Raw genomic sequence first — 23,924 nt, forward strand, 5'->3', positions numbered from 1 at the left:
GAGCGCGGGGGACAAGGGTGGGGGCACCGCGCACACTGTTCAGTGTGCGCGGTGCCCCCACCCGACATGCAAATTGCGGGTGGCCTACTTGAGGCCGGGGTACAGCGGGAACTTCTCGGCCAGCGCGATCACGCGGGCCTTCAGGTCGTCCGCGTCGAAGACCGGCTTCAGCGCCGAGGCGATGATCTCCGCGACCTCGGTGAAGTCCTCGTCCTGGAAACCGCGGGTTGCCAGCGCCGGCGTACCGATCCGCAGACCCGAGGTGACCATCGGGGGGCGCGGGTCGTTCGGGATGGCGTTCCGGTTGACCGTGATGCCGACTTCGTGGAGGCGGTCCTCGGCCTGCTGGCCGTCCAGCTCGGAGTTGCGAAGGTCCACGAGGACCAGGTGCACGTCCGTGCCGCCGGTCAGGACCGAGACGCCGACCTCGGTGACGTCCGGCTGCACCAGACGCTCGGCGAGGATGCGGGCGCCGTCCAGGGTGCGCTGCTGGCGCTCCTTGAACTCCTCGCCCGCCGCGATCTTGAACGAGACCGCCTTGGCCGCGATCACGTGCTCCAGCGGGCCGCCCTGCTGACCGGGGAAGACCGCAGAGTTGATCTTCTTGGCGAGCTCCTGCGTCGACAGGATGACGCCGCCGCGCGGACCGCCGAGGGTCTTGTGCGTGGTGGTCGTGACGACATGGGCGTGCGGCACCGGGTTGGGGTGCAGACCCGCGGCCACCAGGCCCGCGAAGTGGGCCATGTCGACCATCAGGTACGCGCCGACCTCGTCCGCGATGCGGCGGAACGCGGCGAAGTCGAGCTGACGGGGGTACGCGGACCAGCCGGCCACGATCAGCTTCGGCTTGGACTCCTTGGCCAGGCGCTCGACCTCGGCCATGTCCACGATTCCGGTGTCGTCGACGTGGTACGGGACCACGTTGTAGAGCTTGCCGGAGAAGTTGATCTTCATGCCGTGGGTCAGGTGACCGCCGTGGGCCAGGTTCAGGCCCATGATCGTGTCGCCCGGCTTCAGCAGCGCGAACATCGCGGCGGCGTTCGCCTGCGCACCGGAATGCGGCTGGACGTTCGCGGCCTCGGCGCCGAAGAGCGCCTTGATGCGGTCGATCGCGATCTGCTCGACCACGTCGACGTGCTCGCAGCCGCCGTAGTAGCGGCGGCCCGGGTAGCCCTCGGCGTACTTGTTGGTGAGGACGGAGCCCTGCGCCTCCATGACCGCGACCGGAGCGAAGTTCTCCGAGGCGATCATCTCGAGGGTGGACTGCTGACGGTGGAGCTCGGCGTCGACAGCGGCGGCGACGTCCGGGTCCAGCTCGTGGAGGGAGGAGTTGAGAAGCGACATCAGGTGGTCCCTTGGGTCTCAGTTGCCGGAGAACTCGGTGTACTCGTCGGCGGAGAGCAGGTCCTTCGGCTCCTCCGCGACGCGCACCTTGAACAGCCAGCCGCCCTCGAAGGGGGCGGAGTTCACCAGCGCCGGGTCGTCCACGACGTCCTGGTTGGCCGCGGTGACCTCGCCGGTCACGGGCGAGTACAGGTCGCTGACCGACTTGGTCGACTCCAGCTCACCGCAGGTCTCGCCCGCGGTCACCGTGTCACCGACCTCCGGGAGCTGGGCGTAGACGACGTCGCCGAGCGCGTTGGCCGCGAACTCGGTGATACCGACCGTGGCCACACCGTCCTCGAGGGCCGACAGCCACTCGTGCTCCTTGCTGTACCGCAGCTGCTGGGGGTTGCTCATGACCTGAATTCTCCTGTACGCGAGGGAGTGCTGATGAACGGTGGTCTTACGGTGTGAGACGGGACTGCATCACGTGCGGAAGGGCCGATGTCACTTCTGACGCTTGTAGAAGGGCAGTGCGACGACCTCGTACGCCTCGTGCGTGCCCCGGATGTCCACGCCGACGGCCTCGGTGCCGGGCGCGGCGTACGCCGCGTCCACGTACGCCATGGCGATCGGCTTGCCCAGTGTCGGCGACGGCGCACCGGACGTGACCTCGCCGATGACCTTGCCTTCGGCGACCACCTCAAAACCGGCGCGCGGCACCCGGCGGCCCTCGGCCACCAGGCCGACGAGCTTGCGGGGCGGGGCGGACTCGGCGCGCTCGGCGGCGGCCAGCAGCGCCTCGCGGCCGACGAAGTCGCCCTCCTTCTCGAACTTCACGACGCGGCCGAGTCCCGCGTCGAACGGGGTCAGCGCTGTGGTCAGCTCGTGTCCGTACAGCGGCATGCCCGCCTCGAGGCGCAGTGTGTCGCGGCAGGAGAGGCCGCACGGGATCAGGCCGTGCGGGGCGCCCGCCTCGGTGAGCGCCTTCCACAGCTGCTCGGCGTGCCCGGGGGCGACGAAGAGCTCGAAGCCGTCCTCGCCGGTGTAGCCGGTACGGGCGATGAGTGCGGGAACGCCGGCGACCGTGCCGGGCAGGCCCGCGTAGTACTTCAGCCCGTCCAGGTCGGCGTCCGTGACCGACTTCAGGATGGCGGGGGACTCGGGGCCCTGGACAGCGAGCAGGGCGTACGCGTCGCGGTCGTCCCGTACCTCGGTGTCGAAGCCCCCGGCGCGCCCGGCGAGCGTGTCGAGCACGAGCTGGGCGTTGCCCGCGTTGGCGACGACCATGTACTCGGTCTCGCCCAGGCGGTAGACGATCAGGTCGTCCAGGATCCCGCCGTCCTCGGCGACGATCATCGTGTAGCGGGCCCGGCCCACGCCGACGGTGGCGATGTTGCCCACGAGCGCGAAGCTCAGGAAGGCCGCGGCCTGCGGTCCGGTGACGGTGATCTCGCCCATGTGCGACAGGTCGAAGAGCCCGGCCCGGGTGCGCACGGCGTTGTGCTCGTCGCGCTCACTGGCGTACCGCAGGGGCATGTCCCAGCCGGCGAAGTCGGTCATGGTCGCGCCCAGGGAACGATGCAGGGCATCGAGGGCGGTGAGACGGGGGGCGGGGGCAGTGCTCATGGACATGGCTCCAGGGCATGACGACAGAGGACGATCCCTCCCCATCTGTCATCGGAACCTGAGAGGTTCGCCGAGAGCCCCTGAAAGGGTCAGCCCCTACAGGGTCGGCTTGCACCTTGGGTGGAGCCGCGTGAGCGGCCCGCTTTTCAGATCTGCCTCATCCACGCGGTACGGGGCCTGAGAGATTCAAGGGAGGAACTTGCTCCTTCGGCGCCCGGCGCACACAGTGACCGGGACTCTCCCGCGCGGATTCAAACGGCCGGTATGCAGTTGGCGGGGTCATCATCGCACGCATTGCGCCAGAGTGGGGTGTCCGGATCCGCGCGGGCACCCATGGCCGCGCCGGTGCCGACACGTGCGACCGGAACCGGTTGTGCCGCATTACCTTTTCTTTACACTTCTTGGGCAGGCCAGGCGTGGGTGACTCGGCAGGGGGAGGGCGATGACGTTGCAGCGGTACGCGACGACCGCAGGGGCAGCGCGCGGTGCGATGCCCGCGCAGCCGGGCGCACCCGCCCGGGAGCTCCTGGGCACGCACGCTCCGGTGGTGCGTGATCTGCGGGGCAGGGGCGGGCGTGGTCCGCGCAGTCTGGACTTCGTGGCGGGGGATGTGGTGGTGGTCTCCGGGCTGCCCGGCAGCGGGAAGTCGACGCTGATCCGGCGCGCGGTGCAGGAGCACGCCATCGACTCCCAGGACGCCAGGGACCGTTGGGCGGGCTCCCTGCCCGCCTTACTTCCGTACGCCCTCTACCGCCCCCTTGTCCGCGTCGCGCACTACCTCGGGCTGTGGCGGGCGCTGCGCTCGGGCGGATCCGTCGTCGTGCACGACTGCGGTACGCAGGCCTGGGTGCGGCGCTGGCTGGCCCGGGAGGCCGGGCGCCGGCGCAGCACGCTGCACCTCGTCCTGCTCGACGTCACCCCTCATGTGGCCAGGGCGGGCCAGCGGGAGCGTGGACGTGGCGTCTCCGGATACGCCTTCGCCCGGCACCGTCGCGCGGTCGGACGGCTGCTGCGCGACACGGAGAGCGGGCTGCTGCCGCCGGGGTGCGCGTCCGCGGTGCTGCTCGACAGGGAAGCCGCCGCGGCGATCGACCGGATTTCGTTCGCAAACGCATAGACCGGTGATCTCCGTCCGGCCGTCCGGAATCTGGACGGTAGGGCGGCCCCGGCCTGCGCCGTTGCCCGTGTCACTGCCGTCCGGGCGCGGCTCGGACTAAGGTTTCTGGCGCACAGCATGGCGAGAGAGGGACACAGACACCGTGGACATTCCGGCCCAGGCCCCCGTTCATCCGCAGCACGGATGGCCGGCCAACGAGCTCGAGGAAGTGCTCAGCGCTTCACTCGGCGTGCCCGGGGCCGGCGGCCGGCTGGTCGAGGTGCTCGGCCGCAGCCGCGTCTGGGTGCCCCTGCCGAACGGCGGCGGGCCCGAGAGCCCCGACCTCGACCTGCCGACAGTCGACATCGACGGCGTCGCGTACGTCCCGGTGTTCAGCTCCGAGGCCCAGTTCCTGCATTGCGTCGGCCCCCATTTCTCCTTCACCGTCGCGCCCGCCCGTGAATTCGCCCGCGGGCTGCCCCCTCAATTGGGTATCGCCGTCAATCCCGGCGGGGCTGTCGGCGTGCCGTTGCCGCCGCCCGCCGTCGCCGAGCTCTGCCGGGCCGGGCGTACCCCGCTGGACGGGCCCTCCGGCGGGCGGGTGCGGCTCTACGAGCCGGACTGGAAGGAGGATCCCGTCGACTTCCTCACCGCGGTCGCCGGCGAATTCCAGGACATCGGCGTCGTGAGCACCGCGCGCAGGGCGCTGGCCAGCATCGAAGGCGGCGACCCCGTTCTCTTCGTCGGCGTCGAGTTCGCCACCTGGGACGGCGCGGGACAGAGCGCCCCGATGGATGCGCTGGGCCGTGCGCTGGGCCGGGTCCAGCTGCCGTGGCCGGTCAATCTGGTCCTGCTCGACGTGGCCCAGGACCCCGTGGGTGACTGGATGCTGGAGAAGGTAAGGCCGTTCTACCGGCGCGAGGGGTACTGAGCCGGCTTCACCCGTGGCGTCAAGCCGGTGTCAGGGGCGACGCATAAGCTGGTTTGATGACGAAGTCGCGCCCGTGTGCCCGGGAGTGACACAACAGCACCGCGGCACAACAACACCGCGGCACAACGGGGCAGCGGATCGAAGAGGGGCGGGACCCAGGGTGAGTGCGTCAGGCACCGCGGAGGCCGGGCAGGTCGAGCACATGCTGCGGCAATTGACCCCCGGGCGCCTCGACGCCTACGAGGCGCTGCTGCAGGCCCTGGCGGACGGCCGGATCTGGATGCTGCTCTGGCACGGCACGGCGGGCTCGCCCGATGCCCAGTACGGCAACATGGAGATCGGCGGACTGGGCTACGCCCCCTGTGTGACCTCGGCCCAGGAGCTCTCGGCCAGCGGCTGGAACAGGTCCCACGAGCTGGTCACCGGCCGCGACATCGCCCGGTCCCTCTTCCCCGACCGCTGGGGCATCTGGCTCAATCCGCATGCCCCCGGCGGCGGCGTCGGCATCCCCTGGCTGGACCTGCGCCGCATCGCGACAGGGCTCGACCGGATGCCCGCGGGCCCGCTGCGGCTCTCCGAACCCGCCGTCGAGATCCCGCAGTTCTATGCCCTTTTGTCGCACAATGCCCACCGCACTCCTGCCGTCCGGGCGCTGCGCCGTGCCTGGGTGCAGCCCGCGCTAGGCGCCCCGTATCTCGCGATCGGACTCGATCTCTACGACACGGGCCGCCCCTCCGTCGACGCGGTCCGCGCGATGATGCAGCAGTCGATCGGTGTGGTCCCCGACGGGCTGCCGGTCTCGACGGTCTCCATGTCCGACGAGTACGACCCCGTTGCCATGTGGCTGCGAGCCAACTCCCGTCCGTTCTACGACCGCGAGGCGCACGCCCCGGCAGGCCCGCCGCCCGCTGCCGCGCCCGGGTACGGCTACCCGCCCTCGCAACTTCACTGAACCCGCCCCGATTTCCGACCGGTTAACAAGCGTGGGCAGGATGTCCCGTATCTGTCCGGTTTGTTGAGTGTCCGGGTCTCAGGTAGGTATCACCGCTATGCGGACTGTTCTCCGCGCTGCTTCGCGAATGTAGGGTTCGGGCGAATCAATACCTCTCCACACACTGCTGACCTGGGGTGGACCCACATGCGAATATTCAAGTCCCGAACTGTTCGGGTGATCACGGCGGCTGTCGCCGTCGGCCTGATCGCCACGGGCTGCTCCAGCGAGCGGGACAACGATGCCAAGGACGGAGCGAAGGACACCTTCGTCTTCGCAGGTGCGGGCGACCCCGGGTCCCTGGACCCGGCGCTGGCCAGCGACGGTGAGACCTTCAGGGTCACGCGTCAGGCCTTCGAGGCCCTGCTCGAGCACGAGCCCGGCGGCAGCAAGCTCGTCGGCGGACTGGCCGAGACGTGGGAGAGCGACCCCGCCGGCAAGGTGTGGACGTTCAACCTCCGTAAGAACGTGAAGTTCCACGACGGCGAGGAGTTCAACGCCGCCGCGGTCTGCGCGAACTACGACCACTGGTTCAACTGGGCGGGCACGTACCAGTCCAGCGCGGTCTCGTACTACTGGCAGTCCATCATGGGCGGCTTCGCCAAGAACGAGGACGCCGAGGCGCCGAAGGCGAACTACAAGTCCTGCACCGCGAAGGACGCCAACACGGCGGTCATCGAGGTCAACGAGCCCTCGGCCAACCTGCCCGGCGGCTTCTCCCTCCAGGCCCTGGCGATCCACTCGCCGAAGGCCCTCAAGGAGTACGAGAAGCAGGACGCGACCGCCAAGGGCGACGCGATCACGTACCCCAAGTACAGCCAGGTGGCCGGCACGGTCGCCGGTACCGGCCCGTACAAGATCACCAAGTGGAACAAGAGCAACAAGGAAGTCAGCCTCGAGCGCTTCGACGGCTACTGGGGCACCAAGGCCAAGGTGAAGAACCTGGTCTTCCGCACGATCGACACCGAAGAGGGCCGCCGCCAGGCGCTCCAGGCCGGTGACATCGACGGCTACGACCTGGTCGCCCCCGCGGACATCAAGACGCTGGAGGCCGAGGGCTACGAGGTCCCGACCCGTGACGTCTTCAACCTCTTCTACGTGGGCATGACCCAGTCGAAGAACCCGGCGCTGAAGAAGCCCGAGGTCCGCCAGGCCATCGCGCACGCCATCGACCGCGAGAACATCGTCAAGACCCAGCTGCCCGAGGGCGGCAAGGTCGCCACGCAGTTCATGCCCGACACGGTCGCCGGCTTCTCGGACAAGGTGAAGCAGTACGCCTTCGACACGAACAAGGCGAAGCAGCTCCTCAAGGACGCCGGCGAGAGCAAGCTCTCGCTCGAGTTCTGCTACCCGACCGAGGTCACCCGCCCCTACATGCCTGCCCCGCAGGACATGTTCGAGCTGATGAAGGCCGACCTGGAGAAGGCCGGCATCACGGTCGTCCCGAAGGCCATGAAGTGGGCCCCGGACTACCTGGACGCCACCGAGGCCGGCTCCTGCGCCCTGCACATGCTGGGCTGGACCGGTGACTTCAACGACGGCTTCAACTTCATCGGTACCTGGTTCGCCGGCGCCGACAAGCAGTGGGGCTTCAAGGACGCCAAGGTCTTCGACTCGGTGAACGCCGCGTCGAAGGTCGTCGACCCCGCCGGACGCGTCGAGGCCTACAAGAAGGCCAACGAGACCATCATGGAGTACCTGCCGGGTCTCCCGATCTCGTCCTCGCCGCCCGCCATCGCGTTCGCCAAGAACGTCAACCCGCCGAAGGTCTCCCCGCTGACGCAGGAGAACTTCGCCGAGGTCTCCTTCAAGTAACCGCACATCAGTGGGTTCGCCCGGCCACCCTTTTCCGGTGGCCGGGCGGGCCCACTTTTCGACACGTTAGAAAGGGGCACGCGGGGTGCTGCGACTCGTCGTTCGAAGACTGCTACAGCTCATACCCACCCTGCTCGGCCTGTCGGTTCTGCTCTTCCTGTGGCTGAACCGGCTGCCCGGCGGACCCGCCTCAGCGATCCTGGGCGAGCGGGCGACCGAAGCCGAAGTGGCGCGTATCAACCGGGTGTTGGGGCTCGATGAGCCCGTCTACGTTCAGTACTGGCGCTTCCTCAAGCGCATCTTCGAACTGGATCTCGGCACCTCCACCCAGACCGGTCAGCCGGTGTGGGACGAATTCGTCCTGCGCTTCCCGGCCACCGTGGAACTCAGCGTCGCCGCGATCGTCATCGCGGTCCTGATCGGCATCCCGATGGGCTACCTCGCCGCCCGCCACCGCGGTGGCTGGCTCGACGTCGCCTCGGTGTCCGGATCGCTGATCGGCATCTGCATCCCCGTGTTCTTCCTCGCACTGATACTCAAGGGCATCCTCGCCGTCCAGCTGCATATCTTCCCGAGCTACGGACGGCTCTCCACGGGGCTCGACGCCACGAACATCACGGGATTCGCCACCCTGGACGGCCTGCTGACCGGTGAGCTCGACGCGACCTGGGACGCGATCATGCACCTGGTGCTGCCCGCGATCGCCCTCGCGACCATTCCGCTCGCCGTGATCGTGCGCATGACCCGGGCGAGCGTCCTGGAGGTCCTCGGCGAGGACTACATCCGCACCGCCGAGTCCAAGGGCCTGGAGAAGCGGGTCGTTCGCGGCCGCCACGTGCTGCGCAACGCGCTGCTCCCCGTGGTCACCGCGGTCGGCCTGCTGACCGGAAGCCTGCTGTCGGGTGCGGTGCTGACCGAGTCGGTCTTCTCCTTCGGAGGCATCGGCTCCTTCATCCGTCTCTCGATCGACGCCCGCGACTACCCGGTGCTGGTCGGGTTCATCCTCTTCATCGCGATGGTGTACGTCCTCATCAACCTGCTGGTCGACGTCGCCTACAGCATCATCGACCCGAGAGTGCGGGTGCACTGACGTGACGACATTGACCAACAGGGCCGACAAGATCGACCGGCTCGCCGAGCTGACCCAGCAGACCGAGTCGACCACAGGCGCGAGCCTGTGGCGCGAGGCCCTGCGGCGGCTCAGGGGCAGCAAGATGGCCATCATCGGCGCCGTCGTCATCGGCGTGTTCGTGGTGCTGGCGATCGTGGGACCGTGGATCGCCCCCTACAGCCCCACCGCCCAGACCTGGCGCGGCGAAGTCTTCGCCAACCAGGGCAAGTTCGTCGGCATGCGCGGCGAGAACTGGTTCGGCCTCGACCACCTCGGCCGCGACCTGTTCTCCCGCATGCTCGTCGGTGCACGCCAGACCCTGCTCGTGGGTGTGGTCTCGATGCTCATCGGTCTGGTCATCGGCGCGGTCGTCGGTGTGCTGTCCGGTGCCGCCGTGACCCTCGGCGGCAAGGTCGGTCAGCGGATCGACACCGTGATCATGCGTATCACCGACCTCATGCTGTCGCTGCCGTCCCTGCTCCTGGCGGTCTCCATCGCTGCCGTGATGGGCCAGTCCCTGACCACCGTGATGATCGCCGTCGGCGTCGTCCAGATCCCCGTCTTCGCCCGTCTGCTGCGCGGCTCGATGCTCGCCCAGGGCGGCGCGGACTACGTACTGGCGGCCAAGGCGCTCGGCATCCGGAAGAAGCGGATCGTCCTCACGCAGATCCTGCCCAACTCGCTGAGCCCGGTGATCGTCCAGGCGACGCTCAGCCTCGCCACCGCGATCATCGAAGCCGCGGCCCTGTCCTACCTCGGCCTCGGCAACCCCGACCCGGCGATCCCGGAATGGGGCGTCATGCTCTCCCAGGCGCAGCGGTTCTTCGACAACGAGCCGATGATGGCCGCCTATCCGGCCGTCGGGATCATCATCACCGCACTGGGCTTCACCCTGCTCGGCGAGGCCATGCGCGAAGCCCTCGACCCGAAGCTGCGAGGCTGATCTCCCATGGCACTGCTCAATGTTGACCAGCTCAGCGTCACCTTCGGAGGACGCGGCCGCAAGGACTCCGTCGCCGTCGACGGTGTCTCCTTCACCGTGGACCAGGGCGAGGTCGTCGGCCTGGTGGGCGAATCCGGCTGCGGCAAGTCCGTGACCTCGCTCGCCCTGATGGGCCTGCTGCCCGACAAGGGCGTGAAGGTCGGCGGACGCGTGGAGTTCGACGGCCAGGACCTGCTGACCATCAGCCGGCGCAAGCTCCGCGACATGCGCGGCAGCCAGCTCGCGATGATCTTCCAGGACCCGCTGTCCTCGCTCAACCCGGTGATCCCCATCGGCATTCAGGTGACCGAGATCCTCCAGCGGCACCGCGGCCTGAAGGGGGAGGCCGCCCGCAAGGAGGCCGCCCACCTCCTGGACCGGGTCGGTATCCCGGACCCGCGCCGACGGCTGAAGGAGTACCCGCACCAGCTGTCCGGCGGTATGCGGCAGCGTGCGCTCATCGCCATGGCGGTGGCCTGCGCACCCCGGCTGCTCATCGCCGACGAGCCGACCACCGCGCTCGATGTGACCATCCAGGCCCAGATCCTGGAACTCCTCAAGGAACTGGTCGACCAGGAGGGCACCGCCCTGCTGATGATCACCCACGACCTCGGGGTCGTCGCCGGTATCTGCGACGAGGTCAACGTGCTGTACGCGGGACGGACGGTGGAGTCCGCGGACCGGCGTGAGCTGTTCGCCGCACCCACGCACCCGTACGCGCACGGGCTGCTCGGATCCATCCCGCGTCTGGACGCACCGCGCGGGGAGCCGCTCCACCCGATCCGCGGATCGATCAACGACAAGATCGCCTGGGCCGACGGCTGTGCCTTCGCGCCCCGCTGCGACTTCTACACGATGGAGTGCCTCACGGGCACTCCCGAACTGACCGAACCACGCACGGCCGGACACAAGGTGCGCTGTGTCAACCCGGTCCTGCCCAAGGCGGAGGTTTCGGCATGAGCCTGCTCGAACTCGACGATGTGAAGGTCCACTTCCCCGTAAGGAAGGGGGTCTTCTTCGACCGTACGGTCGGACACGTGTACGCCGTGGACGGCATCTCGCTGAGCGTTGAGGCCGGACAGACGTACGGGCTCGTGGGTGAGTCGGGCTGCGGCAAGACGACGCTGGGCCGGGCCGTGCTGCGGCTGGTGGACATCACCTCCGGTGAGGTCGTCTTCGACGGCACCGACCTGGCCAAGCTGCCGGACGAGGAGATGCGCCGGTACCGCCGCCGGCTCCAGATGGTCTTCCAGGACCCGCTCGGCAGCCTCAACCCGCGGCAGAACATCGAGTCGATCCTCTCCGAGGGCATGGCGGCCCACGGGATCGGCGCCGACCGGGACGACCGCCGGGAGAAGATCAAGGCGATTCTCGCCAAGGTCGGTCTGCCCGCGAACTCGCTGTCCCGCTACCCGCACGAGTTCTCCGGCGGACAGCGCCAGCGCATCGGCATCGCCCGCGCGCTGGTGCTCGAGCCGGATGTGATCATCTGCGACGAGCCGGTCTCGGCGCTCGACGTGTCGATCCAGGCGCAGGTCATCAACCTGCTGGAGGAGCTGCAGCAGTCGCTGGGGCTCACGTACCTCGTCATCGCCCACGACCTCGCCGTCGTCCGGCACATCTCCGACGTCATCGGGGTCATGTACCTGGGCTCCCTGGTGGAGGAGGCGCCGAGCGACGCGCTGTACGCCGGACCGAAGCACCCGTACACCCGGGCGCTCATGTCCGCGGTGCCGGTGCCCGACCCGGAGGTCGAGGACCGGCGGGAGCGGATCCTGCTCCAGGGCGACCTGCCCTCGCCGGCCAACCCGCCCGCCGGCTGCCGGTTCCACACCCGCTGCCCGTGGGTGCAGGACAAGTGCGCGCTCGAGCGCCCGGTCCTGACGGACCTGGGTGACGGGCACAAGGTGGCCTGCCACTTCGCGGCCGAGATCGAGGACGGGACGATCGGGCTGACCCGGGCCACGGGCATCGAGGCGGTCGTGGGGACGGACAGGACCGCGGACGCGGCAGTGGACACGTCTGCGGACACGGCGGCTGCGCCCGTCGAGCAGCCCGTCGCCGAGAAGGTACCCGCTGGGAAGGTGCCCGCACAGAAGGCGTCCGAGCCGGTCGCCGCCGAGCCGGTCGCCGAGGAGCCGGTTGCCGAGGAGCCCGTCGCGGAGAAGTCCGTGGCAGCGGATCCGGAGAACGAGTCCGGGGAAGCGTCCGCGCCCGAGGGCGAAGCGGCGGATACAGCAGACGCCACGGACGAGGCGGCAGACACGGCCGGGTCCAAAGAGGAGAAGGCGGTAGACGCGGCCGGGGCCGGGGCCGAGGGGAAGGCCGGCACTGCCTGACGCCTCCGGGCGACATCGTGGGCACCGGACGTTGTAGAACTGTCCGGTGCTCAACGAACTCTTCACTCCCTCCGTCCAGCATGCGCTCGACATCGTCGGGATCTTCGTCTTTGCGATCTCGGGTGCCCTGCTCGCCGTACGCAAGAACTTCGATGTCTTCGGCATCGCGGTGCTCGCCGAGGTGACAGCGCTGGGCGGAGGGATCTTCCGCGATGTGATGATCGGGGCGATCCCGCCCGCGGCCTTCACGGATCTCGGCTACTTCCTGACCCCGCTGCTCGCCGCCGGCCTCGTCTTCTTCCTCCATCCGCACGTCGAGCGGATCCAGGTCGGAGTCAACGTCTTCGACGCGGCCGGTCTCGGCCTCTTCTGCGTCGCCGGCACCGTCAAGGCCTACGACTACGGCCTCGGCCTCACCGCGTCCGCCGCTCTGGGGCTGGCCACCGCCGTCGGAGGCGGTGTGCTGCGCGATGTACTCGCCAACGAGGTGCCGTCCCTGCTGCGCTGGGACCGCGACCTGTACGCGGTGCCCGCGATCGTCGGCGCGGTCATGGTGGTGCTCTGCATCCGCTTCGACGCCCTCAACGCCTTCACCAGCGGTACCGCGGTGATCGCCGCGTTCGTTCTGCGGCTGCTGGCGATGCGCTTCCACTGGCGTGCCCCGCGCGCCTACAACCGGCGCTCGGCCACCGCGGAGGAATCCCCGGCGGGTATGTGAATGCAAGAGAAAGCTACCGCTCAGTAACACAATCGGTGTACGGTGCATCGCATGGCACAGGCAGCAGCGCAGGCGCCGCGCACAGCGCAGGCAATCATCGGCGACAGCGAGTTCGACCGCGACACCGCCGTCTCACTCCGTGAAGAGGGCGTCTACGACGCCGAGCTCTCCGCAGGATGGACCATCATCCACGCGGTCAACGGCGGCTATCTGCTGGCCATGCTCGGCCGGGCACTCGGCGAGGCGCTGCCGCACTCCGACCCGTTCTCGGTCTCCGCGCACTACCTCACGGCTTCCGTCCCGGGCCCCGCCGTCATCCGTACGCAGGTGGTCCGTACCGGCCGCACGCTGTCCACCGGTGAGGCCTCGCTCTTCCAGTTCGCGGAGGACGGCACCGAGATCGAGCGCATCCGGGTACTCGCCACCTACGGTGACCTGGACGGCCTGACCGATGACGTCCGTACGTCCGCCGAGCTGCCCGCCATCCCGCCGCGGGAGCACTGCCTCGGCCCGGCCGACGGCCCGGCGGCGATCCCCGGCAGCTCCGCCATCACCGAACGTCTCGACATCAAGCTCGACCCGGCGACGATCGGCTGGGCCATCGGCGCACCGTCCGGCAAGGGCGAGATGCGGGGCTGGTTCGGACTCGCGGACGGCCGTGACGCCGACCCGCTCTCGCTGCTGCTCACCGTCGACGCGATGCCGCCGACCTCGTTCGAGCTGGGGCTGAAGGGCTGGACGCCCACGATCGAGCTCACCACCCACATCCGCTGCCGTCCCGCCCCCGGGCCGCTGCGCGTCTCCATCACCACCCGCAACCTCGCGGGCGGCTTCCTGGAGGAGGACGCGGAGGTCTGGGACAGCGCCGACCGCCTGGTGGCACAGTCCCGCCAGCTGGCCCGCGCACCGCGCGGCTGAGTGCCGGGCGGCCGGTCTTCCGGCCGTACGTGTGTGCGGGCGGCCGCCGCACCGGGCCGGGCCGCCGCGCCATGATGGTGCGGTGAAATCCGACCGGCTGCTCTCCGTCCTCCTGCTGCTCCAGACCCGCGGCCTGGTCCCCGCCTCCGAGCTGGCCGAGCGCCTCGACGTCTCCGTACGCACCATCTACCGCGACATCGAGGCACTCTCGGCGTCAGGCGTGCCCGTCTACGCCGAGCGGGGGCGCCACGGCGGGATCGCGCTCCTGCCGGGCTTCCGTACCGATGTCACCGGGCTCACCACCGACGAGGCGCGCGCCCTGTTCGTTCTCGCCGCCCGGGGAGCCCACTCCGCACTCGGCCTCGATGCCGCGCTCGGCTCCGCCCTGCGCAAGGTGATGGCAGCGCTCCCCGCGCCGCACAGGCCCGCCGCGGAGCAGACGAGCCGGCGCATTCTCGTGGACCCGGTCCGCTGGATGCGCGGACCGCAGCCCACCGTCGACGTGGGCGAACTGCACGAGGCGGTCCTCGCCGACCGCCGGCTGATGATCCGCTACCGGCACAGCGGCACCGAGACCCCGTGCGACTACACCGTCGATCCGTACGGTCTCGTGGTGAAGGCCGACGTCTGGTACCTGGTCGCCGATCTCGACGGCGCACCCAGGCTCTTCCGCGCCGACCGGGTGCGGCGTGCATCCCTGGCCGAGGAGCCCGTGGTGCGCCGGGGCGGGGTGGAGCTGTCCGACGCATGGGCGCAGCTGCGCAGACAGGTCGAGGAACGCCCGGGCGGCGTACGGCTCCGGGTGCGCGTGCACCGTTCCAGGCTGGACCTCTTCGTGCGCCTGAACGCCGGCGTGCTCACGGGCCCGCCCCTGCCCGACGCGGCGGAGCCGCAGGAGTGGCTGCTCGCCGAACTGGCCGTGGCCGAGGTGGCATGGGCGCGTTCCCTGCTCGCCTTCGGGCCGGACCTCGAAGTGCTGTCGCCACCCGAGGCGCGCCGCCTGCTCGCCGAGACCGCGGCGGCGGTCAGGGACGTGTACTCAGGAAGCCGGTGAGGGCGGCGGTCAGCTCGGCCGGCGCGTCCTCCTGGACGAGGTGCCCGGCCCCGGCGATCAGCCGGAGTACGGCGCCCGGAATCAGCGCGGCCAGTTCATGGCCGCGCGCGACTGGGATCCAGGTGTCCTCGGTGCCCCAGCAGATCAGTACGGGCAGCTCCAGCTCCCCGTAACGGTGCTGGATGTCGTCGGTGAACCGCTGGTCGTTCTGGGCGATCTGCCGGTAGAAGGCGGGCTGTCCGGCCTCGGTGCACCAGGGGGCGACGAGCCGCTCGAGCACCGCGGGACGCAGCCCCGGACGGCTGGCGGAACTCACGTACTGGGTCACCAGGGCCCGGTGCAGAGAGGCCGGAAGCTCGCCGAAGACCTCCGCGTGGCCGCCCAGCAGCCGGTACGCGGGCGACCCCCACGGGGCCAGCGCCACCGGGTCGACGAGCGCGAGGCGCCGGTAGCGGGCTCCGTGCAGGAGGCGGGCGCGCAGGGCGACGCAGCCGCCGAAGTCGTGGGCGACCACGGCCGGTTCGGGCAGCCCCCAGTGGGCGAGGAGCTCGGTGAAGACCCAGGCCTGGGCGCGCAGGGACACGTCCTGGTCCGTGAACTGGGCGGACGCGCCGTAGCCGGGCAGGTCCCATACGTACACACGGTGGTCCTGGGCCAGCGCACGGGCGATGCCGCGCCAGACGTACGAGGAGAAGGGCGTGCCGTGCACCAGGACGACCGGCGGAGCCTGCTCCGGGCCGAGCACGGCCCAGCGCACCTCGCCCGAGGAACTGGTGAAGGTCCGGTCGAGAGTCCATTCGCTCATGGCAAGGACCCTATGGGCTGTCCAGCCAGTGGGCCCGGCCCAGCGTGACCAGGCGCAGCCGGCGCCGCGCCTGCCGGACGACCGCCCGCTCACCCTCGGGGCCCGCGTCCAGGAGCGCCGATGCGGTGAGCACCATGTGGTCGACGTACAGCCCGCCCAGCATCAGGAGGTCCTCGCGGTCCCAGCCCGCCGACTCCGGCTCCGTGCCGAGAGCCGCCGCCACCTCCTCGGCGAAGAGGCGCAGCTGGCAGGTTATGGCCTCGCGTACGGGGCCGACGCCGCCGTGCTGCTCGCGGGCGATGAAGCGGAAGTGGGCGGGCTGCCCGGAGACATGGCGGGCGATCAGCTCGACGCTGCGGTCCAGCCGCTCCTCGCTGTCACCCGTCTCGGCGAGGATCGCGCCGATCATGCCGTGCAGGCTTCCCAGGGTCTCCTCGACGAGGGCCACGCCCAGCGCCGCCGTGCCGTCGAAGTGGCGGTAGAAGGCGGTCGGGGCCACGCCCACGGCCCGCGTCACCTCGCGCAGACCCAGGCTGCTCAGGCTCTGGTGCTCCAGCAGCCGCAGGGCGGCGTCCAGGAGTGCCTGACGTGTCTTCAGCTTCTGGGTCTGGCGGATGCCGACGGTGTGACTCATGCCATTCAGTAAACAACCGTTCTCCGAGTCTTGGAAGGGGTGACGGGTCTAGACTGCAAAGTCAGTGAACACTCGTACTCTCAAATGCTCGCAGAAAGGGCCACACATGTTCGTCCTCGTCGCTGCCCTGCTCCTGCTGGGGGTCGTCCTCGGAGCGGTCGCGCATCTGCCGCTGCCCCTGGCGCTGACCGCAGGCGCCCTGATCGGCCTCTGGCTGGCGCTCTTCGGAGTCCGTGAGCGCCTCGGCCGCCGGACCCGCTGATCCGGCACCCGACTCCGTATCCCACCGGATCCGAAGGAGCACGCACCATGACACTCACCACCGCATTCGCCCGCCGAACCCGAACCCGAACCCGGAACGAGACCGGGACAGGGGCCGCTCCGCGCTCCGACCGGACGCCCGGCACCCGCGAGGCCTCCCGTGAGGCGGACGGACTGGCCGTCGCCTCGTTCGTGCTCGGGCTGCTCGGTCTCCTGGTGATGAACATCCTGCTCGGGCCCGTCGCCATCGTCATGGCGGTCATCGCCCTCGCCCGCTCCACCGCCCGCCGCGGCCGCGCCCTGCTCGGGCTCGCCCTCGGCATCGCCGACCTGGTCGTTCTCGCCGTCCTGGTCACCGAAAACGGCACCGTCTCCTGGAACTTCGGCGGCTGACCGGGGCGGGTCGAGAGCTCACTCCCGGTACCGGATCGGGCTCCGGACCGGGGCGGGCGGCGTACCTCCCGGGACCCCTGAGGGAGCCGTGACGCGATGCGCCCGGCGCACCTCCCAGGACCCCTGAGGGAGTAGTGACGCGATGCGCCCGGCGTGAGCCCCGCCGCGGACTCGTAGAATCGGGTCCACCATGGCTTACCTCGACCACGCCGCGACCACTCCGATGCTTCCGGAGGCGATCGCGGCGATGACCGCGCACCTCGCCGTCACCGGCAACGCGTCCTCCCTGCATGCCGCCGGGCGCCGGGCCCGCCGTACCGTCGAGGAGTCCAGAGAGACGCTCGCCGACGCCCTCGGTGCGCGCCCCAGCGAGGTGGTTCTCACCTCGGGCGGAACCGAGGCCGACAATCTCGCAGTGAAGGGCCTCTACTGGTCCCGCCGCGACGCGGACCCCCGTCGCACCAGGGTCCTCGCCAGCCCCGTGGAGCACCACGCCGTGATCGACGCCGTCGACTGGCTCGCGGAACACGAGGGCGCCACCGTCGAATACCTGCCCGTCGACCGGTACGGGCGGGTGCACCCCGAGGCCCTGCGTGAGGCGATCCTCCGCAACCCCGACGATGTGGCCCTGGTCACCGTCATGTGGGCCAACAACGAGATCGGCACCGTCATGCCGGTCCGTGAACTGGCCGATGTGGCACGCGAGTTCGATGTACCCATGCATGCCGACGCGGTGCAGGCCTTCGGGCAGCTGGAGGTCGACTTCGCCCGCTCGGGGCTGGCCGCGATGACCGTCAGCGCCCACAAGATCGGTGGCCCCTTCGGCGTCGGCGCGCTGCTCCTCGGCCGCGACCAGACCCCTGTGCCCGTGCTGCACGGCGGCGGACAGGAGCGCCATGTACGCTCCGGCACCCTCGACGTGCCCGCTGTCGCCGCCTTCGCCGTCGCCGGACGGCACGCCGCCGATGGACGTGAGGACTTCGCCCGGGAGATCGGCGCACTCCGCGACGACCTGACCGCAGCGGTCCTGCGGGCTGTTCCCGATGCCGTTCTCGGCGGCGACCCGGCCCCCGGCGGCCGGCTGCCCGCCAATGCCCACTTCACCTTCCCCGGCTGCGAGGGGGACTCCCTCCTGCTGCTGCTCGACGCCCAGGGCATCGAGTGCTCCACCGGCTCCGCGTGCACGGCCGGAATCGCCCAGCCGAGTCACGTACTGCTGGCCACGGGCACCGACCCGGATCTGGCGCGCGGCACTCTGCGCTTCTCGCTCGGCCACACGTCCGTCAAGCAGGACATCGAGGACGTCGCACGGGCGATCGGCCCCGCGGTCGAGCGGGCCAGGACGGCCGGGCTCAGTTAGCCTCCGTCGCCCCTGCTGTCCTCGCCGCCTTCGACGCGGCCCGGACCAGCTTCATGTAGCGGTCCCAGTCCCAGTGCGGTCCGGGATCCGTGTGGTCCGTGCCCGGCACCTCGACGTGCCCGATGATGTGCTCGCGGTCCACGGGAATCCCGTACCGCGCGCATATCGCGGCCGTCAGCCGCGCCGACGACTCGTACATCCGGTCCGTGAAGTCCTTCGGGCGGTCCACGAAGCCCTCGTGCTCGATGCCGACACTGCGTTCGTTGAACGAGCGGTTACCGGCGTGGTACGCCACGTCCAGCTCGCGGATCATCTGGGTCACACGGCCGTCCTGGCCGACGATGTAGTGCGTCGCCGCGCGGTGCGCCGGATCCTGGAAGACCTTGACCGCGCTGGCGAAGCTGCCCTGCGTGACATGGATGATGACCCGGTCCACGCCGTAGTCGTCGGGGCGGTCGGCCCGACGCCAGTTCGCCTCGGAGGCCGCCACCCACCGGGCACCCGCGAAGTCCAGCTCACCCGGCTTGCGGGGCTTCTCCACGCCCGGCACCCGCCACCAGACGCGCCGGATCTCCTCCGCGGCCAGTGCGGCCGTGCCCACGGCGGCCGCACCCCCGCCGATCAGCAGAGTGCGTCTGCTGAGGGCGCGCGACCCGCTCCCGGATCCTTCGGCCTTCCCTTTGCTCCCCATGTGATCGTCAACGCTTATCCGCGCGCATTCGGTTCCCGGGGCCCCGTACCCTGGTAAAGCTATGACTCAGACCTCCCAGCGCCCCCTCCGTGTGCTCGCCGCCATGTCGGGCGGAGTCGACTCCGCCGTCGCCGCGGCCCGTGCCGCCGAGGCAGGCCACGACGTGACCGGTGTGCACCTCGCCCTCTCCGCGAACCCGCAGTCCTTCCGTACCGGGGCACGCGGCTGTTGCACCATCGAGGACTCCCGGGACGCCCGCCGTGCGGCGGACGTCATCGGCATCCCGTTCTACGTCTGGGACCTCGCGGAACGCTTCCGCGAGGACGTCGTGGACGACTTCGTCGCGGAGTACGAGGCGGGGCGCACCCCCAACCCCTGCCTGCGCTGCAACGAGAAGATCAAGTTCGCCGCACTGCTCGACAAGGCCCTGGCGCTCGGCTTCGACGCGGTCTGCACGGGCCACTACGCCACCGTCGTACTGAACGACGACGGCACCCGGGAGATGCACCGCGCCTCGGACATGGCCAAGGACCAGAGCTACGTCCTCGGCGTGCTGGACGAGAAGCAGCTCGCCCACGCGATGTTCCCGCTCGGCGACACCCTCACCACCAAGGACGAGATCCGGGCCGAGGCCGAGCGCCGCGGGCTCGCCGTCGCCAAGAAGCCCGACAGCCACGACATCTGCTTCATCGCCGACGGCGACACCCAGGGCTTCCTCGCCGGCCGCCTCGGGGGCCCCGCGGAGGGTGACATCGTCGACGAGTCCGGTACGAAGGTGGGCACCCACGAGGGCGCCTTCGGCTTCACCATCGGCCAGCGCAAGGGCCTGCGCATCGGCCACCCGGCCCCCGACGGCAAGCCGCGCTACGTCCTGGACATCTCCCCGGTGAACAACACGGTGACGGTCGGCCCGGCCGAAGCCCTCGACGTCACGGCCCTCACCGCCATCAAGCCCCGCTGGTGCGGTACGGCCCCGGCCGGCGCCGGTACGTACACCGCGCAGCTGCGCGCCCACGGCGGCGAGACCGAGGTGACGGCGGAGCTGACCGACGGCACCCTGTACGTCTCGTTCGCCGAGCCCGTACGGGGTGTGGCCCCCGGCCAGGCGGTGGTGCTGTACGACGGCACCAGGGTGGTCGGCTCCGCCACCATCGCGACGACCGTCCGCCGCGAGAGGGCGGCAGCGGGCTGACGCGCGGCCTCGGACCGGGTCGCTCCCCTGCGGCGACCCGGCCGGTCCGGATTGTCCAGGGGCTCCGCTAGATCAATTCGCGCAGGAACACGTCCCTGGCGAAGAAGTCCGCCAGCACCGGGGCGATCGCCTGGGGTGCCAGCTCGCGCGTCTGGCCGGTCAGGGTGCGGTGCCGCGCCCTGGGGACCACCGCAGCGAGGGCGAGAGTCGTCTCACGGGTCCGGTCGGGGCTGAAGCCGCCGCAGACCACCAGCGTGCGCGCCGTCACGGACGCGAACCGCTCGGCCGGGACCGTGCCGTTGCCCAGCAGTGTGTCGTCGTACGCCAGGGTGTGTGCCAGCGCTTCCAGGCCCTTCCACAGCGGGAAGTGGCGCATACGGGCGATCGTCTCCTCCGGGACGCCGGTCCGGGACATGTACAGGGCGACGGCGCCGTCGCGGTCCCCGATGGACAGCATCCGGTGCAGCCGGGCCGTGCAGCGGGACTTGTACAGGAGGCCGGCGGGCCCGGGGGTGTACGGCGGCTCGTAGACCGCGAGGAGATCCACGGGCAGCCCCGCCGCCTGCGCCTCCAGGGCCAGCGCCCCGCCCGACAGCATGCCGAACAGGGACACCCGCTCACCCGCCCGGCCCGCCACCGCGGCCAGGTCCTCGATCTCCCGGAGGACCGTGTACGGCCTGCTGTCACCGCTGGCGCCGCGTCCCCGGCGGTCGTACGTGACCACCGTGAAGCGCGGTGCCAGCAGAGCGGCCAGCGCCTCCTCGGTCGCCGCGGTGCTGAGTGCCCCGCCGACCAGGACCACCGGTGGCCCGTCCCCCCGCCGGCGATACGCGATCGACGTGCCGTCGCGGGAGAGAGTCTTGTCCATGTGAGGGTGGACTGTCCCGCCGCGCAGAACTCATCGCCGCGGCGGAGAAATATTTCTGACGCTCAGTCGGCGACCACCTCCGCGTCGTAGAAGCAGAAGTGGTCCCTGACGGCCGCGACGTGCTCCTTGGGCTCCGGATAGACCCAGACGAGGTCCGCGGCGTCCGGCAGTGACCAGTACGAGGCATCTCCCTTGAACGGGCAGTACGTACGGGTATCCGAAGGGGTCAGCAGGTCGGTACGGACATCCTCGGGCGGCAGGTAGTACCTGACGGGACAGCCCGTCTCGCGCAGCACGAGCGGACGGTGGCTCTCGGCGAGCAGTTGCCCGTCGCGTACCGCGCGCACGTGCACGGCTTCGGGTCCGACGGTGATGCGGTGTCCTCGTGTGGTCGTCATGACCGGTTCAGCCGTTCGGCGGGCCGGTTTCTTCCCTCTCCGGGGGAGCGTCAGGGGCAGCCCGTACCGTGGTCGCATGAACATTTGTGTCTTTCTCTCCGCCGCCGACCTCGACGACCGCTACACCGTGCCCGCCCGGGAATTCGCCGAACTGCTGGGACGGGGCGGGCACACCCTGGTCTGGGGAGGGTCGGAGAGCGGACTCATGAAGGTCGTCGCCGACGGGGTGCAGGCGGCCGGCGGGCGGCTCGTGGGCGTGTCGGTGGATTTCCTGGCGGCGAAGGCCAGGACCGACGCCGACGAGATGGTGATCGCCAAGGACCTGGCCGAGCGCAAGGCGCTGCTCCTGGAGAAGGCCGACGCCGTCGTGGTCATGGTCGGGGGCACGGGGACGCTCGACGAGGCCACGGAGATCCTGGAGCTGAAGAAGCACGGCAAGCACGGCAAGCCCGTCGTCCTGCTGAACACGGCCGGGTTCTACGACGGTCTGCGCCAGCAGTTCCAGCGCATGGAGGACGAGGGCTTCCTGCCGCTGCCCCTCACCGACCTGGTCTTCTTCGCCAAGGACGGTGTAGGGGCGCTCGCCTACCTGGAGGAGTCGGCCGGCCTGCTGTGAGGCCCGGCGGGATGACAGCATGAGGGGCATGCCTACTCACCTCATCACCGGCGCCGGCTCCGGTATCGGCGCAGCCGTCGCCCGCCGGCTCCTGGAGCGCGGCGACGAGCTCGTGCTGCTGGCCCGGGACGCGGGACGCGCCAAGGAACTGGCCGCGCTCCACCCCGGGGCCCGCACACTCGTCGGCGACCTCGGCAACCCCGACCGGCTCTCCTGGGCCTTCGGGCAGCAGCCGATGCCCGAACGTCTCGACTCGCTGCTGCACATCGCGGGCGTCGTCGAGCTCGGCCGGATCGGCGACCTCACCCCCAAGGCCTGGCACTTCCAGCTCAACGCCAATCTGATCGCCCCCGCCGAGCTGACCCGGCTGCTGCTGCCGCAGCTGCGCGTCTCGCAGGGCCACGTCGTCTTCGTGAACTCGGGCGCCGGGCTCGACGCGCACGCCGAGTGGGGTGCGTACGCCGCGAGCAAGCACGGCCTGAAGGCGCTCGCCGACTCGCTGCGCCACGAGGAGCACGGGAGTGGTGTCCGGGTGACATCTGTCTACCCCGGGCGCACCGCCAGCCCCATGCAGGCCAAGGTCCACCAGCAGGAGGGCAAGGAGTACGACGCCTCCCGGTGGATCGACCCGGAGTCCGTGGCCACCACGATCCTGCTGGCGATCGACCTGCCGCGCGACGCCGAGATCAACAATCTGACCGTGCGCCCCGGCCGCTGAGAACCCGCGGGCAGGGGCCCGTACGCTTTCGGCGTGAGCGAGAAGAGCAAGTTCAGCGGGTGTGCCGCCACTGGTATCGGATCCATGCCGGGAGGCGACGCACGGGAGGCGGCCAAGACCGTCGCCGGGTCCTTCGCCGACGGGCAGGGCATGCCGTACCTGGCGGAGCTGCCCGCGCGAGGACCCGGTGCGGACATGATCGGGCGGACCATCGGAATGCTCGTCGAGATGTACGGCCACGTCGAGCCCAGCGGCTGGCGGATCAGCGACCGGCCCGGCCGTGACACCCGCCGCGCCCGTTCCTGGCTCGGCGAGGACCTCGACGCGATGGAGGAGCACACCCAGGGCTACGAGGGGCTCCTCAAGGTCCAGGCCGTCGGCCCCTGGACACTGGCCGCCGGCCTGGAGCTGCGGGGCGGCGAGGCGATGCTCGGCGACCCGGGCGCATGCCGTGACCTGGCCGGTTCGCTGGCGGAGGGGTTGCGCGTGCACCTCGCTGACGTCCGGCGCAGAGTTCCCGGTGCCGAGGTCGTGCTCCAGCTCGACGAACCGTCCCTGACCGCCGTACTGCTGGGACGGGTCAGGTCCGCGAGCGGCTACCGGACCTACCGGGCCGTGGACCGTCAGGTCGTCGAAGGAACTCTGCGCGAGCTTCTCGCGGTGAACGGCGAAGCGCCGACGGCTGTTCACTCGTGTGCTCCGGAGGTGCCGTTCGCGCTGCTGCGCCGCGCCGGAGCCGACTCCGTCTCCTTCGACTTCTCCCTTCTCACCGAGCGTGAGGAGGAGGCGATCGGGGAAGCCGTCGAGGGCGGCACCCAGCTCCTGCTCGGCGTGGTTCCCGCGGTCGACGCGGCCTCGACCGGATTGTCGGACCCTGGCGGTAGCGTCATGGATGTCAGGACGTTGTGGAGCAGGCTGGGGCTGAATCCGGGGACTCTCGCCGAGTCCGTCGTGATCACCCCGTCCTGCGGGCTGGCAGGGGCATCGCCCGCGTACGCGCGCGCCGCGCTCGCCCACTGCGCCCGGGCCGCGAGGTCGCTCGCAGACAACCCTGAGTAACGGGACGACGGGCTAACGGGAG

Annotated in this window: 26 protein-coding genes and 1 riboswitch; of the genes, 18 read left to right on the plus strand and 8 right to left on the minus strand. The window is 70.3% G+C overall.

The genetic code is table 11. The features are described 5' to 3' along the window. Positions 1-84: 84 nt before the first annotated feature. From glyA to gcvT, 3 genes are all read right to left on the minus strand, one after another. The gene (glyA, locus tag ACFWBQ_RS19520) at positions 85-1,344 is read right to left on the minus strand and encodes a serine hydroxymethyltransferase (protein ID WP_385490255.1); all 1,260 of its coding nucleotides are present in this window, start codon (positions 1,342-1,344) and stop codon (positions 85-87) included. An 18-nt stretch (positions 1,345-1,362) separates the two neighbouring features. Then, positions 1,363-1,740, minus strand: a complete 378-nt coding sequence (gene gcvH / locus ACFWBQ_RS19525) for a glycine cleavage system protein GcvH (RefSeq protein ID WP_385490257.1) — start codon at positions 1,738-1,740, stop codon at positions 1,363-1,365. Positions 1,741-1,830: 90 nt separating this feature from the next. Continuing rightward, entirely contained in the window at positions 1,831-2,952 is a 1,122-nt protein-coding gene (gene gcvT, locus ACFWBQ_RS19530; protein WP_385490260.1) for a glycine cleavage system aminomethyltransferase GcvT, read from the minus strand. A 156-nt stretch (positions 2,953-3,108) separates the two neighbouring features. Further along, a riboswitch (glycine riboswitch) is annotated at positions 3,109-3,206 on the minus strand. Between the two features lie 188 nt (positions 3,207-3,394). Here gcvT and ACFWBQ_RS19535 point away from each other — a divergent pair. The 11 genes from ACFWBQ_RS19535 (at position 3,395) to ACFWBQ_RS19585 (ending at position 14,907) form a co-directional block, all read left to right on the plus strand. Beyond that, positions 3,395-4,069 carry an AAA family ATPase gene (locus tag ACFWBQ_RS19535; protein WP_385490263.1) on the plus strand — a complete coding sequence of 225 codons (675 nt, stop codon included), beginning with the start codon at positions 3,395-3,397 and terminating at the stop codon, positions 4,067-4,069. A 142-nt stretch (positions 4,070-4,211) separates the two neighbouring features. After that, entirely contained in the window at positions 4,212-4,979 is a 768-nt protein-coding gene (locus ACFWBQ_RS19540) for an enhanced serine sensitivity protein SseB (protein ID WP_385490265.1), read from the plus strand. Positions 4,980-5,139: 160 nt separating this feature from the next. Next, positions 5,140-5,931: an enhanced serine sensitivity protein SseB C-terminal domain-containing protein gene (locus ACFWBQ_RS19545; RefSeq protein WP_385490268.1), complete on the plus strand. Its 792-nt coding sequence runs from the start codon at positions 5,140-5,142 to the stop codon at positions 5,929-5,931. 186 nt (positions 5,932-6,117) lie between these two features. Beyond that, positions 6,118-7,785, plus strand: coding sequence for an ABC transporter substrate-binding protein (locus ACFWBQ_RS19550; protein WP_385490271.1), 1,668 nt, complete (start codon positions 6,118-6,120; stop codon positions 7,783-7,785). Positions 7,786-7,870: 85 nt separating this feature from the next. Continuing rightward, positions 7,871-8,875 carry an ABC transporter permease gene (locus ACFWBQ_RS19555; RefSeq protein ID WP_385490274.1) on the plus strand — a complete coding sequence of 335 codons (1,005 nt, stop codon included), beginning with the start codon at positions 7,871-7,873 and terminating at the stop codon, positions 8,873-8,875. A 1-nt stretch (position 8,876) separates the two neighbouring features. After that, positions 8,877-9,839 (plus strand): ABC transporter permease, encoded by a 963-nt coding sequence (locus tag ACFWBQ_RS19560; protein WP_385490277.1) that lies wholly within the window; start codon positions 8,877-8,879, stop codon positions 9,837-9,839. A 6-nt stretch (positions 9,840-9,845) separates the two neighbouring features. Next, complete coding sequence (locus ACFWBQ_RS19565) at positions 9,846-10,838, plus strand: ABC transporter ATP-binding protein (RefSeq protein WP_385490281.1); 993 nt, start codon at positions 9,846-9,848, stop codon at positions 10,836-10,838. After that, complete coding sequence (locus ACFWBQ_RS19570; protein ID WP_385490284.1) at positions 10,835-12,217, plus strand: oligopeptide/dipeptide ABC transporter ATP-binding protein; 1,383 nt, start codon at positions 10,835-10,837, stop codon at positions 12,215-12,217. Before ACFWBQ_RS19565 ends, ACFWBQ_RS19570 begins: the two co-directional genes overlap by 4 nt. A gap of 46 nt (positions 12,218-12,263) precedes the next feature. Further along, positions 12,264-12,935: a trimeric intracellular cation channel family protein gene (locus ACFWBQ_RS19575; RefSeq protein ID WP_385490287.1), complete on the plus strand. Its 672-nt coding sequence runs from the start codon at positions 12,264-12,266 to the stop codon at positions 12,933-12,935. Positions 12,936-12,986: 51 nt separating this feature from the next. Further along, the gene (locus ACFWBQ_RS19580) at positions 12,987-13,853 is read left to right on the plus strand and encodes a thioesterase family protein (protein WP_385490290.1); all 867 of its coding nucleotides are present in this window, start codon (positions 12,987-12,989) and stop codon (positions 13,851-13,853) included. A gap of 82 nt (positions 13,854-13,935) precedes the next feature. Further along, the gene (locus ACFWBQ_RS19585) at positions 13,936-14,907 is read left to right on the plus strand and encodes a helix-turn-helix transcriptional regulator (protein ID WP_385490293.1); all 972 of its coding nucleotides are present in this window, start codon (positions 13,936-13,938) and stop codon (positions 14,905-14,907) included. On the opposite strand, the gene ACFWBQ_RS19590 is transcribed toward ACFWBQ_RS19585, so the two are convergent. Both ACFWBQ_RS19590 and ACFWBQ_RS19595 read right to left on the minus strand, forming a co-directional pair. Then, positions 14,879-15,712, minus strand: coding sequence for an alpha/beta fold hydrolase (locus tag ACFWBQ_RS19590; RefSeq protein WP_385490296.1), 834 nt, complete (start codon positions 15,710-15,712; stop codon positions 14,879-14,881). The two genes, ACFWBQ_RS19585 and ACFWBQ_RS19590, sit on opposite strands and share 29 nt — an antisense overlap. A gap of 10 nt (positions 15,713-15,722) precedes the next feature. Then, on the minus strand, positions 15,723-16,346 hold the full coding sequence (locus ACFWBQ_RS19595; RefSeq protein ID WP_385490299.1) for a TetR family transcriptional regulator: 624 nt from the start codon (positions 16,344-16,346) through the stop codon (positions 15,723-15,725). Positions 16,347-16,452: 106 nt separating this feature from the next. Here ACFWBQ_RS19595 and ACFWBQ_RS19600 point away from each other — a divergent pair, with 106 nt between their 5' ends. The 3 genes from ACFWBQ_RS19600 (at position 16,453) to ACFWBQ_RS19610 (ending at position 18,360) form a co-directional block, all read left to right on the plus strand. After that, positions 16,453-16,608, plus strand: a complete 156-nt coding sequence (locus tag ACFWBQ_RS19600; RefSeq protein WP_383177001.1) for a hypothetical protein — start codon at positions 16,453-16,455, stop codon at positions 16,606-16,608. A 47-nt stretch (positions 16,609-16,655) separates the two neighbouring features. Beyond that, entirely contained in the window at positions 16,656-17,000 is a 345-nt protein-coding gene (locus ACFWBQ_RS19605; RefSeq protein ID WP_385490303.1) for a DUF4190 domain-containing protein, read from the plus strand. A gap of 190 nt (positions 17,001-17,190) precedes the next feature. After that, the gene (locus tag ACFWBQ_RS19610; RefSeq protein WP_385490306.1) at positions 17,191-18,360 is read left to right on the plus strand and encodes a cysteine desulfurase family protein; all 1,170 of its coding nucleotides are present in this window, start codon (positions 17,191-17,193) and stop codon (positions 18,358-18,360) included. Here the strand turns inward: ACFWBQ_RS19610 and ACFWBQ_RS19615 are convergent. After that, positions 18,353-19,051 carry an N-acetylmuramoyl-L-alanine amidase gene (locus ACFWBQ_RS19615; RefSeq protein ID WP_385490309.1) on the minus strand — a complete coding sequence of 233 codons (699 nt, stop codon included), beginning with the start codon at positions 19,049-19,051 and terminating at the stop codon, positions 18,353-18,355. The genes ACFWBQ_RS19610 and ACFWBQ_RS19615 overlap by 8 nt on opposite strands. Positions 19,052-19,112: 61 nt before the next feature. Between ACFWBQ_RS19615 and mnmA the strand changes: the two genes are divergently transcribed. Continuing rightward, a complete protein-coding gene (mnmA, locus tag ACFWBQ_RS19620) occupies positions 19,113-20,243 on the plus strand; it encodes a tRNA 2-thiouridine(34) synthase MnmA (protein ID WP_385490312.1) in 1,131 nt (376 codons plus the stop codon). A 67-nt stretch (positions 20,244-20,310) separates the two neighbouring features. Here the strand turns inward: mnmA and ACFWBQ_RS19625 are convergent, their stop codons facing one another. Both ACFWBQ_RS19625 and ACFWBQ_RS19630 read right to left on the minus strand, forming a co-directional pair. After that, positions 20,311-21,111: an alpha/beta fold hydrolase gene (locus ACFWBQ_RS19625; RefSeq protein ID WP_385490315.1), complete on the minus strand. Its 801-nt coding sequence runs from the start codon at positions 21,109-21,111 to the stop codon at positions 20,311-20,313. A gap of 62 nt (positions 21,112-21,173) precedes the next feature. Beyond that, the gene (locus tag ACFWBQ_RS19630; RefSeq protein ID WP_385490318.1) at positions 21,174-21,509 is read right to left on the minus strand and encodes a DUF427 domain-containing protein; all 336 of its coding nucleotides are present in this window, start codon (positions 21,507-21,509) and stop codon (positions 21,174-21,176) included. 76 nt (positions 21,510-21,585) lie between these two features. Here ACFWBQ_RS19630 and ACFWBQ_RS19635 point away from each other — a divergent pair, with 76 nt between their 5' ends. The 3 genes from ACFWBQ_RS19635 to ACFWBQ_RS19645 are packed head-to-tail and all read left to right on the plus strand — an operon-like array spanning position 21,586 to position 23,902. Further along, positions 21,586-22,125, plus strand: coding sequence for a TIGR00730 family Rossman fold protein (locus ACFWBQ_RS19635; protein WP_385490321.1), 540 nt, complete (start codon positions 21,586-21,588; stop codon positions 22,123-22,125). A 28-nt stretch (positions 22,126-22,153) separates the two neighbouring features. Then, a complete protein-coding gene (locus tag ACFWBQ_RS19640) occupies positions 22,154-22,843 on the plus strand; it encodes an SDR family oxidoreductase (RefSeq protein WP_385490324.1) in 690 nt (229 codons plus the stop codon). A gap of 33 nt (positions 22,844-22,876) precedes the next feature. After that, positions 22,877-23,902, plus strand: a complete 1,026-nt coding sequence (locus ACFWBQ_RS19645; protein WP_385490327.1) for a methionine synthase — start codon at positions 22,877-22,879, stop codon at positions 23,900-23,902. Positions 23,903-23,924 lie beyond the last annotated feature (22 nt).

Origin of the sequence: Streptomyces sp. NPDC060035, assembly GCF_042736635.1 — a bacterium.
Classification (GTDB): Bacteria; Actinomycetota; Actinomycetes; order Streptomycetales; family Streptomycetaceae; genus Streptomyces.

Excerpts from the sequence above, each read along its gene's own strand:
- ACFWBQ_RS19605 (WP_385490303.1), top strand. The coding sequence starts at position 16,656 with ATGACACTCACCACCGCATTCGCCCGCCGAACCCGAACCCGAACCCGG.
- ACFWBQ_RS19640 (WP_385490324.1), top strand. The coding sequence starts at position 22,154 with ATGCCTACTCACCTCATCACCGGCGCCGGCTCCGGTATCGGCGCAGCC.
- ACFWBQ_RS19570 (WP_385490284.1), top strand. The coding sequence starts at position 10,835 with ATGAGCCTGCTCGAACTCGACGATGTGAAGGTCCACTTCCCCGTAAGG.
- ACFWBQ_RS19610 (WP_385490306.1), top strand. The coding sequence starts at position 17,191 with ATGGCTTACCTCGACCACGCCGCGACCACTCCGATGCTTCCGGAGGCG.
- ACFWBQ_RS19550 (WP_385490271.1), top strand. The coding sequence starts at position 6,118 with ATGCGAATATTCAAGTCCCGAACTGTTCGGGTGATCACGGCGGCTGTC.
- ACFWBQ_RS19535 (WP_385490263.1), top strand. The coding sequence starts at position 3,395 with ATGACGTTGCAGCGGTACGCGACGACCGCAGGGGCAGCGCGCGGTGCG.
- ACFWBQ_RS19600 (WP_383177001.1), top strand. The coding sequence starts at position 16,453 with ATGTTCGTCCTCGTCGCTGCCCTGCTCCTGCTGGGGGTCGTCCTCGGA.
- ACFWBQ_RS19565 (WP_385490281.1), top strand. The coding sequence starts at position 9,846 with ATGGCACTGCTCAATGTTGACCAGCTCAGCGTCACCTTCGGAGGACGC.
- ACFWBQ_RS19580 (WP_385490290.1), top strand. The coding sequence starts at position 12,987 with ATGGCACAGGCAGCAGCGCAGGCGCCGCGCACAGCGCAGGCAATCATC.
- ACFWBQ_RS19615 (WP_385490309.1), bottom strand. The coding sequence starts at position 19,051 with ATGGGGAGCAAAGGGAAGGCCGAAGGATCCGGGAGCGGGTCGCGCGCC.
- glyA (WP_385490255.1), bottom strand. The coding sequence starts at position 1,344 with ATGTCGCTTCTCAACTCCTCCCTCCACGAGCTGGACCCGGACGTCGCC.
- ACFWBQ_RS19635 (WP_385490321.1), top strand. The coding sequence starts at position 21,586 with ATGAACATTTGTGTCTTTCTCTCCGCCGCCGACCTCGACGACCGCTAC.
- gcvT (WP_385490260.1), bottom strand. The coding sequence starts at position 2,952 with ATGAGCACTGCCCCCGCCCCCCGTCTCACCGCCCTCGATGCCCTGCAT.
- mnmA (WP_385490312.1), top strand. The coding sequence starts at position 19,113 with ATGACTCAGACCTCCCAGCGCCCCCTCCGTGTGCTCGCCGCCATGTCG.
- gcvH (WP_385490257.1), bottom strand. The coding sequence starts at position 1,740 with ATGAGCAACCCCCAGCAGCTGCGGTACAGCAAGGAGCACGAGTGGCTG.
- ACFWBQ_RS19625 (WP_385490315.1), bottom strand. The coding sequence starts at position 21,111 with ATGGACAAGACTCTCTCCCGCGACGGCACGTCGATCGCGTATCGCCGG.
- ACFWBQ_RS19590 (WP_385490296.1), bottom strand. The coding sequence starts at position 15,712 with ATGAGCGAATGGACTCTCGACCGGACCTTCACCAGTTCCTCGGGCGAG.
- ACFWBQ_RS19630 (WP_385490318.1), bottom strand. The coding sequence starts at position 21,509 with ATGACGACCACACGAGGACACCGCATCACCGTCGGACCCGAAGCCGTG.
- ACFWBQ_RS19595 (WP_385490299.1), bottom strand. The coding sequence starts at position 16,346 with ATGAGTCACACCGTCGGCATCCGCCAGACCCAGAAGCTGAAGACACGT.